This window comes from Streptomyces sp. NPDC044719, from assembly GCF_056433405.1.
In genome coordinates, this window is sequence record NZ_JBWKHE010000011.1 from 300,210 (window position 1) to 313,737 (window position 13,528).

The window sequence follows — 13,528 nt, forward strand, 5'->3', positions numbered from 1 at the left end:
CTCGGGCGCCGCCCCTCAGCCCCCACCGGGCTCCGCCACCCCACACCCCGCAGCCGCCGATGCCGGCTCGGCGCCCCGGCGGGTCTCGTGCCCTGGCAGGCCCGCCCGGCCCAGCACCCAACTCGCCCCGCGCAACGACTTCGCCGCCTTCTTCAACGGTGCCAGGCAGGCCGCCGCCTGCCGGTGGTCCGTTACGGTGCCCGGCGCGCAGAGCACCGTGGCGAGCGACAACGTGACCGGCCGGCCCCCCGCCGACCAAGGGGCGTCCAGCACAGAAGCGGCCAGCGGATCGAGACCCTCCGGATCGGCGAGCACCAGGAAGTCGTCCCCACCGATGTGCCCCACCCGCGCGCTGTCCGCCGCGGCCTGCTGCAGCGCCCGTCCGACCGCCCGGATCAGCTCGTCCCCCGCCGCGAAGCCGGCCCCGTCGTTGACCTGCTTGAAGTGATCGACGTCCAGCCAGCTGAGCGCGAAGGGCCGCCCGGCCGCGATCCGCCGGTCCACCTCACCGGTGATCGCGTCCGAGCCGGGCAGACGCGTCAGCGGATTGAGCCCCGCCGCTTCCTCTACTCGTGTCTCGGCCAGCGCTCGCACCAGGTCCGCGAGCCGCACGACCCCCACACACCGCCCGGACTCGTCCACGACGGCCACGTCGTCCGACGTACGGTCCCGCCCGCCGACCGCCACCACGTCCAGGACCTCCCAGGCGGTGGCGCCGACGCCCACCGTCCGCGGCGGGTCGCCGAGCTTCGCAGCGGGCCGGTCGGCGTACAGGGCGTGCCCGTAGCGCCCCGACATCGACAGCAGGAAGCGGGACCGGTGCACCGACCGGACCGGCACGCCCGCGGGGTCCACGAGCAGCACCCCTGACACGTCCGGCGACCCGGTCAGCAGGGCCCGCACCTGCCCGGCGGACGCCGCCGCGGGCAGCAGCGCCGCCGGCCGCACGAACTCCCGCACCGACGGCCCGGACCGTGGCACGGCCGGATCGGCGGGGGAGCGGGGCGGAACGTAGACGTCCGCGGCGGGCAGCCGCGCCGGCGGCGCGAACAGCTCACCCTGTGCCAGCTGCGCCCCGGCCGTCAGCGCCGCCGCGCACTGCCCTTCGGTCTCCACGCCCTCGACGGCCAGGAGAGCGCCCAGTTCGTCGCACAGCGTCCGCATCGACCGGACCACGGCCGGCCGAGCCAGCAGCGACGCGTCCAGCTTCACCAGGCCGGGCGTGATGTCCGAGAGCAGCCGCAAGGGCACGTCCCCGTCCCCGACGCCGTCCGCGCAGATCCGGAAGCCCTGTGCGCGCAGCGCGGCCACCGCGTCCAGCAGCGCCTGCTGCGGCACGTGCGTGTACGGCGGACAGACGTCGATCGTGACCTCCCACGGCAGCCGCCCCGCCTCGCGCACGGCGGCGTGCAGTGAAGGGAGGCCGCCGAGGTCGGCGAGGGTGCCGGCGAACACGTTGACGAACAGTGGAAGCAGGGTCTCCTTGCGCACCGCCGCGCGGACCGCCGACACCGCCAGTCGGCAGTCGAGCTCGGGATCCCGCCGGGCCTCGGCCAGGATGTCGCCGGTCTCCGGGCGGGCAAGTATCTCCAGCCCCGCGACCGCTCCGGTCGTCAGATTGACCACCGGCTGGAAGGCGAAGCGGAGAGTATCCGTCCAGGAGTGCACGGGAAGCATGATGACTCCACCGGCGCACCCCCAAGCGCAGTTCATGAGACGTTCACGCAGGATTCCGGCGCGGTCACACAGCGTATGACCGAGCCCGTCGCGGCCGCACGACCAGCCCACCCGCGCCGGCACCGCGGCCCACTTCCCCGGCTCAGCGCGCCTGCTCCAGCACCATGATCACGGTGCTCGTGATCACCGCACCGCGATCACCGCCGACCCGTGTCCGAACAGCCCTTGATTCGCACTGATACCCACGCGCGCCCCAGCGACCTGCCGGTCACCCGCCTCGCCCCTCAACTGCCAGGCCAGCTCACACACCTGGGCGATCGCCTGCGCCGGCACCGCCTCGCCGAAGGAGGCCAGTCCGCCGCTGACGTTCACCGGTATTCGCCCGCCCAGTGCCGTCGCCCCGTCCCGCAGCGGATTCACGGCCTCGCCCTCGCCGCACAGCCCCAAATCCTCGTACCACTGCAACTCGAGCGCCGTGGACAGGTCGTAGACCTCGGCCAGGGACAGGTCCTCCGGTCCCACTCCCGCCTCCTCGTAGGCCGCCCGGGCGATCGACCTCCGGAACGTCTCGCCGGGCGGATCCACCGCCACCGTGGAGTCCGTGGCGATGTCCGGCAGGTCCAGCACGGTGTTCGGGTAACGCGGCGTCACCGTCGCCACGGCCCGGATCCGCACCGGCTCCGCATGCCCGTGCCGCCGCGCGAACTCCATGCTCGAGAGCACCACCGCGGCGCCGCCGTCGGACGTCGCACAGATGTCGAGCAGCCGCAGCGGATCGGCGACGACAGCGGAGGCGGCGACCTCCTCGGCGGTGACCGGGCTGCGGTAGCGCGCCTTGGGGTTCAGCGCGCCCATCGCCGCGTTCTTCACCTTCACCTGCGCGAAGTCATCCGTCGTGTCGCCGTACAGCGCCATGCGCCGCCGGGCGTACAACCCGAAGTACACCGGGTTGGTCGCCCCGAGGATCCGGAAGCGCAGCCAGTCGGGATCGTCGGGCCGGTCCCCGCCCGCAGGGCGGAAGAATCCCTTGGGAGCGGCATCGGCTCCCACCACGAGCACCGCGTCGGCGAGCCCGGAGAGTATCTGGGCCCGTGCGGCGTCGACGGCCTGCGCCCCGGAGGCGCACGCCGCGTACACGCTCGTGACCCGGGCTCCTTGCCAGCCCAGTGCTTTCGCGAACGTCGCTCCGGCGACATATCCCGGATAGCCGCCCCGCACGGTGTCCGCCCCGATGATCGAGCCGATGTCCCGCCAGTCCAGTCCGGCGTCGGCGAGCGCCCCCCGGGCCGCCGCGACGCCGTACTCGACGAAGCTCCGCCCCCACTTGCCCCACGGGTGCATGCCCGCTCCGAGCACCGCCACCTCTTCTGTCATGCCTTCACCCCCGTCGGCCGCCAGTGCCACGTCGTCCAGGTCGTCTCCGCGTCCTCATGGAGCACTCCGGGCACGACCTCCGCCTCCATACCCACCGTCAGGTCCGCGACGGTGACCCCGGGAGCCGCCTGTCCCAGCACCACGATCCGCTCGGCCTCCAGCTCCACAGCGATCAACGCGCACGGCTTCCACGGAAGTTCCGGATCGCTCACATAGGGTGACGGCGGCCGATACCGGCTGTCCGTGTACGACCAGACGCGCCCCCTTCGCGACAGCGCGATCTCTTCCAACTCCGCGCCGGTGCAGAATGGGTTGCGGCAGTGGTGGTCCTCACGCGGGAAGAAGACCGACGCGCACCCCGCACAGCGCGTGCCGAGCAGCCGGAAGGCGTCACCGTCCCCGGCGAACCACCCCGCCACCACAGGTGTTCGTGAACGCGACACAGTCCCTCCCCGCAACCGGATCTGACGGAACGTCAGAAGTTTGCCACGGCATTCCGGAATTGGGCATCCCTTCCCCGGCGGGGCCATCTCCTGGTAGACGCAAGGGCCATGACACGACCCACCACCGTGGCACGCGGCCTCATCACGGTGCTCGCCGCCTTGCTGGCAGCGACTGCCTCCACCGCGACCGCCCAGGCCAAGACCGAGCCCAAGGCGCCGAAGGACTTCGTGGCACTGCGAAGCGTGGACCCGACGATCATCCAGGAGGTGCGCTACGTCACTCCGCACAACTTCGTCGGCGAGCGCATCGACGGCTACCTCCAGCCGACCTGCATCCTCACCCGCCCCGCCGCACAAGCCCTCCACAAGGCCCAGAGGAAGCTCCTGCGCCAGGGCTACACACTCAAGGTGTACGACTGCTACCGGCCGCAGCGCGCGGTGGACCACTTCGTTCGCTGGGCCGAGGACCTCGACGACGAGGCGATGAAGGGCGAGTTCTACCCGAACGTCGACAAGACCCGGCTGTTCGCCGACGGCTACATCGCCGAGAAGTCCGGCCACAGCCGCGGATCGACCCTGGACGTCACCCTGGTGAGGCTGCCGGCGAAGCCGACCCGGCCATACCACCCCCAAGAGCCCCTCGTGCCGTGCTTCGCGCCGAAGGACGAGCGGTTCCCCGACAACTCGATCGACATGGGGACCGGCTTCGACTGTTTCGACACCCTGTCGCACACCCTCGACCCGCGCGTCCAGGGCCAGCAGCGCGCCAACCGGCTACTGCTCAAGAACACCCTGGAGGGCCTCGGCTTCGTGAACCTGGCAGAGGAGTGGTGGCACTACACCTACAAGCCCGAGCCCTACCCGGACACCTACTTCGACTTCCCCGTGTCCAGGAAGTCGCTCACCGGCGCCCATTGAGCCGCCTGCCCGAGACGCCCTCTCCGTGATCGGCTACAGTCCGCCGCGTGTCCGAAACTCAGCACTCCAGTTCCAACTCCGCGCCGGACTCCCACTGTTCGAGCTGCGGCGCGCCCTACGGAGAGGGCGTCTCCGGCTGGCCCCGCGCCTGCCCGGCGTGCGGCGCCGTGGCCTACCGCAATCCACTCCCGGTCGCGGTGGCCCTCCAGCCCGTCTACGACACCAAGGGCACCGCCCTGGTCGTCATCACCCGAACCGTAGCTCCCGCGCGCGGGGGCACGGCCCTGCCCGGCGGCTACATCGACGACCGGGAGGACTGGCGGCAGGCCGTCGTACGCGAACTCAAGGAGGAAACCGGCATCGACGCGGCCGCCCGTGAGGTACGGCTCGCCGACGCGATGAGTTCGCCCGACGGGCACCTGCTGCTCTTCGGTCTCCTGCCGGAACGCCCGGTCGAAAGCCTGCCGCCCTCCGCCGCCACCGACGAAACGGAGGGCTGGCGCCTCCTGCGCAGGGCGGACGAGCTCGCCTTCCCCCTGCACACCGTGGCCGTACGCGCCTGGTTCGAGGGCCGGTACATCTGAGCTCAGCGTTTCCCGGCCCCGCGGACGCGCACCGGGTAGGACGGCTCGCCCCCGCAGTCCTCGCCCTCCCGCTCGACGACGATCCGCGAGCCCATCCACCGAGCGGTGTACCGCTCGATCTCCGGCTCGTCCCACCCCTCGCCACTGTCCGGCACGACCAGCCCGCCCCCGGTCCGTCCGCGGGCGGGCGCCCACACCTCCAGTGCCAGACCGCCGTCCTCCTCACGTACGGGAAGAACGGCACCCGCGCGCGCGAACACGGGGATGCGCGACAGGGGGGCGTCGACAAGCACCTGCGCCGGCCCCTCGTACGCCCGCTCCGTCACCGTGTCGTACCAGCGCCCCCGCGGCAGTTGCACCGCACGACGGTCCGCGCCGGGATCCAGCACCGGCGCCACCAGCAGGCTGTCGCCCAGCAGGAAGGCGTCCTCGCAGTCACGCAGCGTCCGATCCTCCGGCGCGGCCCACCACAAGGGCCGTACGTACGGCGCTCCGGTACGCCGGGCCAGGTGCGCCAGCGTCATGAAGTACGGCAGCAACCGCCGGCGTTCGACGAGCGCCACGCGCGCGTGCTCCAGCACCTCGGGACCGAACTCCCAGGGCTCCCTGCGCCCCGCCCTGAGACTCGCGTGCGTACGGAACAGCGGCAGATACGCGCCCAGCTGGAACCACCGGAGATACAGCTCGGGCGAGGGATCCCCGTCGAAGCCACCGATGTCCGGCCCCGAGTACGGCACGCCGCACAGCCCGAGCCCCATCACCAGCGCCAAGGACGCCCGCAGTCCCGGCCAGCCGGTGGCCACGTCCCCCGACCACGTCCCGCCGTAGCGCTGCATGCCGGCCCACCCGGAGCGGGAGAACAGAAACGGCCGCTCCTGGGGCGCGAGTTTCCGCAGCCCATCGAAGCCCGCCCTGGCCATGCACAGCGCGTACACGTTGTGGGCTTCACGATGGTCACCGCCCCGTCCCTCCAGGGAGTGCCGAGCCGAACGAGGCAGCGTCGACTCCCCGAACGCGGCGAACGACGTCGGCTCGTTCATGTCGTGCCAGAAACCAGCGAACCCCTGCGCGAGCCGCTCCTCGTAGAGGCCGCCCCACCACTCACGCACACGCGTGTGCGTGAAGTCGGGAAACACCGCCTCCCCGGGCCATACGACCCCCTGCACGACCTGCCCCGACGCGTCCCGCACGAACGCGTCCTCGGCCGCACCGCCGTCGTACACGGCATTGCCGGGCAGAACCTTGACGGCCGGATCGACGATCGACACCAGCCGGATGCCGTCCCGCCGGAGCTCCTCGGCCAGCACGGGCAGCTTCGGGAAACGGTCCTGGTCGACGGTGAACACCTGATGCGCGTCGAGGTGGTCGATGTCCAGGTGCACGGCATCGAGCGGCAGACCGTGCTCCACGTAGCCCGCGATGATCCGCCGCACCTCCTGCTCGCTGCCGAACCCCCACCGCGCGTGCTGGTGGCCGAGCGCCCACGCGGGCGGCAGCGCGGGCGCCCCGGTGAGCGAGGCCCAGGCGAGCAGCACGCGCGCGGGGGTGCCCACCATCACCCAGCAGCGCAGCGGACCGCCGTCCATCCGCAGCTCGCTCGACCCGCCGCGGTCGTGCCCGGAACCCGCGCCCTCCTCGCCCTCGCGCAGCGTCACCGCGCCGTCCCACGAGCTGTCGTGAAACACCAGATGCGTACCTCCGTCGGACACCACCAGCTGCACCGGCATCGTGATGTAGAGCGGGTCGTCGCCCGGCGCGAAGGCGTGGCCGGGGTCGGTGTTCCACAGCCGGTACGTACCGTCCGACAGCCGCGGACCCGCGGCACGTCCGCCCAGGCCGAAGAAGCGTGCGTCGGCCGCCACCTCCGACCGCTGCAACCACCGCGCCGGGCCGCCGTCTACCGGCTCCCACCACCGCGGCGGCAGATCACGCCGCAGGGTCACGCCACCGGGCGTGAGCACCTCCACCGCGCCGTGCCGCGAGACGACGACCGTCACCCGCTCGGCCACCACCCGCCAGCCGCCGTCCTTGTCCGGCTCCAGCACCGCCCGGGGATCGGGCTCCGGACAGCGGCCGGCCAGCGCGTACGACGGCTCGGGCTCCGCCCCGTCCCAGCCCCAGAAGACGGCCCCGTTCACGGCGACGAGAATCCGCAGCTCCGACCGGCTGAAGCGGACGACACCGCCCCCCGGCCCCGGCTCCACCTCCCGCACGGGCCCGGGCACCCGCGCACGCTCCGCCCCGCGCGACGGCAGCCCGGTGGCGTCGGCCCGCCGCCTGCGCCACGCTGCTCGTACGGTACGCACACCCTGCGCCGCCCCCACCGAACCCACCGCTTTCACCGAACGCACCAGGTCACGACCGTTCATGCTGCTCACCCTGCCATTGACCGCGCCACACGTGCGTGGCGTTCAACTGCCGTTCACCCGTGTCAGGACCACATCTTCACGAGGCTGACTATGTGGGACGCACCCTGGTGCCGAAGTCGATCACATGGCATTGTCCGTGCCAGCCGCTCACGCGCACACCCCCAGCCCGTGCGCGGAGGACGCACACGACGCGCACAGTCCGGGAGCCGACCATGTCGACCGTTAGTCCCCAGCCGCTCTGGCAGCCAGATCCCGAGCGCATCGACCGGGCACGGATCACCAGGTTCCAGGCCTGGGCCGCCGAGCACCACGGCGCCCCCGCCGAGGGCGGCTACGCGGCTCTCCAGCGCTGGTCCGTCGACGACCTGGACGCTTTCTGGGAAGCCGTCGCCGAATGGTTCGACGTCCGTTTCTCGACCCCGTACGCGCGCGTGCTCGGAGACCGGGCGATGCCAGGCGCCCAGTGGTTCCCCGGGGCCACCCTCAACTACGCCGAACACGCCCTGCGCGCGGCCGATACCCGCGCGGACGAACCGGCCCTCCTGTACGTCGACGAGACGCACGAACCACGCCCCGTCACCTGGGCCGACCTACGCCGCCAGGTCGGCTCCCTGGCAGCCGAGCTGCGAGCCCTCGGCGTACGCCCGGGAGACCGCGTCAGCGGGTACCTTCCCAACGTCCCCCAGGCTGTGATCGCCCTCCTCGCCACAGCCGCCGTGGGCGGCGTCTGGACCTCCTGCGCGCCCGACTTCGGCGCCCGCAGCGTCCTCGACCGTTTCCAGCAGGTCGAACCCGTCGTGCTGTTCACCGTCGACGGCTACCGCTACGGCGGCAAGGAGCACGACCGACGAGAGACCGTCGCCGAACTGCGCCGCGAGCTGCCCACCCTGCGCGCCGTCATCCACATCCCCCTCCTCGGCACCGAGGCGCCCGAAGGAGCCCACGACTGGTCGGCCCTCACCTCCGCCGACACGGACCCCGTCTATGAGCAGGTGCCCTTCGACCACCCCCTGTGGGTGCTCTACTCCTCCGGCACCACTGGCCTGCCCAAGGCCATCGTCCAGTCCCAGGGCGGCATCCTGGTCGAGCACCTCAAGCAACTCGGCCTGCACTGCGACCTGGGCCCGGAGGACCGCTTCTTCTGGTACACGTCCACCGGCTGGATGATGTGGAACTTCCTCGTCTCCGGCCTGCTCACCGGCACCACGATCGTCCTCTATGACGGCAGCCCCGGCTACCCGGACACCGGCGCCCAGTGGCGGATCGCCGAACGCACGCGGGCCACTCTCTACGGCACCTCGGCCGCCTACGTCATGGCCTGCCGCAAGGCCGGTGTGCACCCGTCACGCGACTTCGACCTCTCCACCGTCCAGTGCGTCGCCACCACGGGCTCGCCCCTGCCACCCGACGGCTTCCGCTGGCTCCACGACGAGGTCCGCGACGACCTGTGGATCGCCTCCGTCAGCGGCGGCACGGACGTGTGCTCCTGCTTCGCCGGAGCCGTACCGACCCTTCCGGTCCACGTCGGCGAGCTCCAGGCCCCCTGCCTCGGCACCGACCTACAGGCCTGGGACCCGAGCGGGAGCCCCCTCGTCGACGAGGTCGGCGAGCTCGTGGTCACCAACCCCATGCCGTCGATGCCCATCCACTTCTGGAACGACCCCGACGGCAGCCGCTACCACGACAGCTACTTCGACACCTACCCCGGCGTATGGCGGCACGGCGACTGGATCACCGTGACCTCCCACGGATCCGTCGTCATCCACGGCCGCTCCGACTCCACGCTCAACCGCCAGGGCGTACGCATGGGCTCCGCCGACATCTACGAAGCCGTGGAGCGCCTCCCTGAAATCAGGGAGTCCCTCGTCATCGGCATCGAGCAGCCCGACGGCGGCTACTGGATGCCCCTCTTCGTGCACCTGGCCCCCGGATCCGCCCTCGACGAGGCCCTGCTGAACCGCATCAAGCAGACCATCCGCGAACAGCTCTCGCCGCGCCACGTCCCCGACGAGATCATCGAGGTCCCCGGCGTCCCGCACACCCTCACCGGCAAGCGCATCGAGGTCCCGGTCAAGCGCCTCCTCCAAGGCACCCCCCTGGAGAAGGCGGTCAACCCGGGCTCCATCGACAACCTCGACCTCTTGGCCTTCTACGAGGACCTCGCCCGCAAACGCGCCTGACCGAGGTCGTCCACGACCGCGCAAAGCCACTCCCCGTCACGGTGGTCGCCGGCGGGGAGTGGGTGGCTTAACTGCGCTGACCTGCACCTTAGTGGTGTCCACTTGCGAGACCACCTCCGTCAGCCCCTCATTGTCAGTGCCTGCGATTACTGTGAGTGAGCATTGATCGACTGTGCACAGGGGGAAAGAGAATGGCGCACACCGACAGCCGGACCATGCGACGCGTCCTGCGCCGCGAGATCGCCGGCACCATCGGCCTGCTGACCGACGAGCACGACTTCCGAGCCATGCGCTGCTACCGCAGCTTCACCTTCGACGACCACGCGACCTACCTGAAACAGGTGGAAGCCCTCCTCAGGACCCGGACCCTCCAGGGCACCCACACCACCGTGGCCCTCTTCGACCCCGAGGAGTACGCCGAGTTCTGCACACAGAAGAGCCTGGACCCCGACAACCCGTCGAGCCGCACCCGCTTCACGGCCCAACTCGCGGTGACAGGCCCGACTCTCCCGTACGAGGGCCAGCCTCTGGCCGACCTCCTCGCGGCCCTCGTCGACGAGGGCGTACGACAGGCCACCTGGGAGTACGCCACCACACTCCTCGCCCGCCTGGGCGCCTGCACGTCCTGCGGCGAGGACCTCGGACGCACCGCCTTCGCCCGGGCCTCAGAGCTCCTCGTCCGCATCCTCGACACGGCCCCACCCGGCGACCGGCACCTCGTCTGCAGCGTCACCGGACCCCCCGAAACCCTCATCGCCGCACTCCACGCCGCGGACACGGACGGCAACCTGAAGCTGGACGAGACCGAAGCCCTCGAATTCACCACCGTCCTAGCGCTCGGCCTGGCCACCGAGAGCCCCGGGGGACTCGTCATCCGCGCCAGCGCCCCAGCCATGCCCGACCGTGTCTACGGCTGGCGCCTGCGCGCCTACGGACTCGACCCCCTCACCGCGGGAGAGGTCTTCGACGCCTATTGCACCGACGTCGAGTCCGGCGATCTCATCTCGCCGGAATCCAACGTCGACTACTGCGAGCCGCCCGACCTCGGAGAGGAGAGGTCCGCCCAGGGACACAACCACTGAAACGCGGGAGGGGCGCCCCACCTGCGTGGAGCGCCCCTCCCGGGCAGCCAAAGCCGACCAAGCGCGGCCTACTCGCCCGACAACACCGCCTGCGCTGCGCTGCGCGCGTCCTCGGCACTATCCGACGCACGGGCCGCCGCGGCGGCCCGCTCACACTGAGCCAGCGTGTACTTCGCCAGCGTCGCCCGGACATAGGGAATCGACGCCGCACCCATCGAAAGAGAGGTGACGCCCAGACCAGCCAGCACACAAGCGAGCAGCGGGTCGGAAGCGGCCTCACCACAGACGCCACAGCTCTTGCCCTCGGCCTTCGCCGACTCTGCGGACAGCGCCACCAGGTCGAGCAGCGCGGGCTGCCATGGGTCCTGCAGACGGGAAACCGCACCCACCTGACGGTCGGCGGCGAAGGTGTACTGCGCCAGGTCGTTCGTTCCCAGCGACAGGAACTCGACCTCCTGCAGGATCGAGCGGGCCCGCAGTGCGGCCGAGGGGATCTCCACCATCGCGCCGAACTTCGCCCGCAACCCGGCCTCACGGCACGCGTCAGCGAAGGCCCGGGCATCGGTGCGGTCCGCCACCATCGGAGCCATGACCTCGAGGTAGACCGGCAGCCCTTCCGCGGCCTTCGCCAGCGCGGTCAGCTGCGTGCGCAGGACCTCCGGGTGGTCGAGCAACGTCCGCAGGCCCCGGACACCGAGGGCCGGGTTCGGCTCGTCGGCCGGAGTCAGGAAGTCGAGAGGCTTGTCCGCACCCGCGTCCAGTACCCGCACCACGACACGCCCCTCGGGGAACGCCTCGAGCACCTGCCGGTACGCCGCAACCTGCTTCTCCTCGGAGGGCGCCTGCTTGCTGTCGTCCAGGAAGAGAAACTCGGTACGGAAGAGACCGACGCCCTCGGCACCGGCGTCGACGGCGGCTTCCACATCCGCCGGACCACCGATGTTCGCCAGCAGCGGCACCTTGTGACCGTCCGCCGTGGCACCGGGACCGGTCGAGGCCGCCAGCGCGGCCCTGCGCGCGGCGGCCGCGGCCTCGAGCTGAGCCTTCTTGTCCTCACTCGGGTCCACGAAGATCTCGCCCGTGCTGCCGTCGACGGCGATCATCGTGCCTTCGGCCAGCTCACCGGCACCCGGCAGCGCCACCACGGCCGGCACTCCGAGCGCCCGCGCCAGAATCGCGCTGTGGCTGGTCGGACCGCCCTCCTCGGTGACGAAGCCGAGCACCAGAGTCGGGTCCAGCAGCGCGGTATCGGCAGGCGCGAGGTCACGCGCAACAAGGACGTACGGCTCGTCGCTGTCCGGGACACCAGGCATCGGCACGCCCAGCAGACGGGCGACGATTCGATTCCGCACGTCGTCAAGGTCGGCCACGCGGCCGGCAAGGTATTCACCGGCGCCCGCCAGCAGCTCGCGGTACGCGGCGAACGCGTCGTACACCCCGCGCTCGGCCGTGCTGCCGACGGCGATCCGCCGTTCCACGTCAGCCATCAGCTCGGGGTCCTGGGCCATCATGGCCTGCGCCTCGAGCACCGCCTGAGCTTCGCCGCCCGCCAGATTGCCCCGCGCCATCAGGTCGGCCGCCACAGCCTCCACGGCCTTGCGGGCGCGCCCCTGTTCACGCTCCGCCTCATCCGCCGGGATCTGCTTCGCAGGCGGCTCGAGCACCGCCGTTCCCATATGCCGAACCTCGCCGATCGCCACACCGTGGCTCACGCCGACGCCTCGCAGCGTTGTCTCCATCTCACCCGTCTCCGATAGTGCGGCGGCACCGCCGCCGTGTTGGTTGTTCTACTCGCCGTCATAGGACGGCACTGACGTCATTTCCAGAGGAAGAGACTGTCGCCGGCCTTCACATCGCCGTCGATACGAAGTTCGGAGAGGGCTTCGGCCGTGGCCTCCAGCGCCACGATCGGGCAGATCGCGGACTTGCCGGCGGCCTCGACGGCAGCCGGGTTCCAGCGCACGATGCCCTGACCGCGCCTGACGGTGTCGCCCTTGTTCACGAGCAGCTCGAAACCCTCGCCGTTGAGCTGCACGGTGTCGATACCGAGGTGCGTGAGCACGCCGTGTCCGCTCTCGTCGACGACGACGAACGCGTGCGGGTGCAGGGAGACGATGACGCCGTCCACGGGCGAGACGGCCTCGGAAGGCTCACGTACGGGGTCGATCGCTGTGCCCGGGCCGACCATGGCCCCGGAGAAGACGGGATCCGGCACGGCTGCCAGTCCGATGGCGCGTCCTGCAAGCGGGGACGTCACGGTGGTCATGGGAAGCCTCCCAGGGGTGGAGATCGTTGGGCCGTCCCTGTCGGTACCCGGACGGCACACTGTTCAGCAGGGTATGTCACCTGAAGTGCCGGTTCCGCGCGGGCACTCCGAAGTGGTCTAGACCATACCGCAAATGGATTTGCACGCGCTCCGCGGCCGCGTGTACAGTCGTACTCCTGCCTGGGGCTGAGCGACACAACCTCGTGTCCTTGCCTGGCAGCACCCAAACTTGTCAGATCCTATCTCGGGGTCACCTTCTGCATGTCCGCAGGATGGTGGTCAGAGGGCCGGAAAAACACTGATAGAGTTTGGACCACCGAAGGGAAGCCCGGAGGAAAGCCCGAGAGGGTGAGTACAAAGGAAGCGACCGTTCCTTGAGAACTCAACAGCGTGCCAAAAGTCAACGCCAGATATGTTGATACCCCGTCTCCAGCATTCGCTGGGACGAGGTTCCTTTGAAAAAACACAGCGAGGACGCTGTGAACGGTCGGGCCTATTCCGCCTGACTGTTCCGCTCTCGTGGTGTCGACCGGATTACCGGTACACATTCACGGAGAGTTTGATCCTGGCTCAGGACGAACGCTGGCGGCGTGCTTAACACATGCAAGTCGAACGATGAAGCCCTTCGGGGTGGA

General features: G+C 70.6%; 10 protein-coding genes and 1 rRNA gene. 5 read left to right on the forward strand and 6 right to left on the reverse strand.

Features of this window, described 5'->3' with window-relative positions:
- Window positions 1-15: 15 nt before the first annotated feature.
- From AC07DF_RS37120 to AC07DF_RS37130, 3 genes are all read right to left on the reverse strand, one after another.
- Window positions 16-1,668, reverse strand: coding sequence for an EAL domain-containing protein (locus AC07DF_RS37120; protein WP_478981257.1), 1,653 nt, complete (start codon window positions 1,666-1,668; stop codon window positions 16-18).
- 192 nt (window positions 1,669-1,860) lie between these two features.
- A complete protein-coding gene (locus AC07DF_RS37125) occupies window positions 1,861-3,051 on the reverse strand; it encodes a lipid-transfer protein (RefSeq protein WP_478981221.1) in 1,191 nt (396 codons plus the stop codon).
- The gene (locus AC07DF_RS37130) at window positions 3,048-3,473 is read right to left on the reverse strand and encodes a Zn-ribbon domain-containing OB-fold protein (protein ID WP_478981259.1); all 426 of its coding nucleotides are present in this window, start codon (window positions 3,471-3,473) and stop codon (window positions 3,048-3,050) included. The genes AC07DF_RS37125 and AC07DF_RS37130 overlap by 4 nt, the downstream gene beginning before the upstream one ends.
- A gap of 129 nt (window positions 3,474-3,602) precedes the next feature.
- On the opposite strand from AC07DF_RS37130, the gene AC07DF_RS37135 reads away from it, so the two are divergent.
- Together AC07DF_RS37135 and AC07DF_RS37140 are read left to right on the forward strand one after the other, a co-directional pair.
- The gene (locus tag AC07DF_RS37135) at window positions 3,603-4,412 is read left to right on the forward strand and encodes a M15 family metallopeptidase (protein WP_478981223.1); all 810 of its coding nucleotides are present in this window, start codon (window positions 3,603-3,605) and stop codon (window positions 4,410-4,412) included.
- A gap of 47 nt (window positions 4,413-4,459) precedes the next feature.
- Window positions 4,460-4,996: an NUDIX domain-containing protein gene (locus AC07DF_RS37140; protein ID WP_478981225.1), complete on the forward strand. Its 537-nt coding sequence runs from the start codon at window positions 4,460-4,462 to the stop codon at window positions 4,994-4,996.
- Between the two features lie 2 nt (window positions 4,997-4,998).
- Here AC07DF_RS37140 and AC07DF_RS37145 read toward each other — a convergent pair whose 3' ends face one another.
- The gene (locus tag AC07DF_RS37145) at window positions 4,999-7,365 is read right to left on the reverse strand and encodes a glycoside hydrolase family 31 protein (RefSeq protein WP_478981227.1); all 2,367 of its coding nucleotides are present in this window, start codon (window positions 7,363-7,365) and stop codon (window positions 4,999-5,001) included.
- A 212-nt stretch (window positions 7,366-7,577) separates the two neighbouring features.
- Here AC07DF_RS37145 and AC07DF_RS37150 point away from each other — a divergent pair, with 212 nt between their 5' ends.
- Together AC07DF_RS37150 and AC07DF_RS37155 are read left to right on the forward strand one after the other, a co-directional pair.
- The gene (locus tag AC07DF_RS37150) at window positions 7,578-9,545 is read left to right on the forward strand and encodes an acetoacetate--CoA ligase (RefSeq protein WP_478981229.1); all 1,968 of its coding nucleotides are present in this window, start codon (window positions 7,578-7,580) and stop codon (window positions 9,543-9,545) included.
- Window positions 9,546-9,736: 191 nt separating this feature from the next.
- Window positions 9,737-10,627 carry a hypothetical protein gene (locus tag AC07DF_RS37155; protein WP_478981231.1) on the forward strand — a complete coding sequence of 297 codons (891 nt, stop codon included), beginning with the start codon at window positions 9,737-9,739 and terminating at the stop codon, window positions 10,625-10,627.
- 68 nt (window positions 10,628-10,695) lie between these two features.
- Here AC07DF_RS37155 and ptsP read toward each other — a convergent pair whose 3' ends face one another.
- Window positions 10,696-12,366 (reverse strand): phosphoenolpyruvate--protein phosphotransferase, encoded by a 1,671-nt coding sequence (gene ptsP / locus AC07DF_RS37160; protein WP_454364791.1) that lies wholly within the window; start codon window positions 12,364-12,366, stop codon window positions 10,696-10,698.
- Window positions 12,367-12,443: 77 nt separating this feature from the next.
- Entirely contained in the window at window positions 12,444-12,893 is a 450-nt protein-coding gene (locus AC07DF_RS37165) for a PTS sugar transporter subunit IIA (protein ID WP_478981233.1), read from the reverse strand.
- A 547-nt stretch (window positions 12,894-13,440) separates the two neighbouring features.
- On the opposite strand from AC07DF_RS37165, the gene AC07DF_RS37170 reads away from it, so the two are divergent.
- A 16S ribosomal RNA gene (locus AC07DF_RS37170) occupies window positions 13,441-13,528 on the forward strand; the annotation flags it as partial.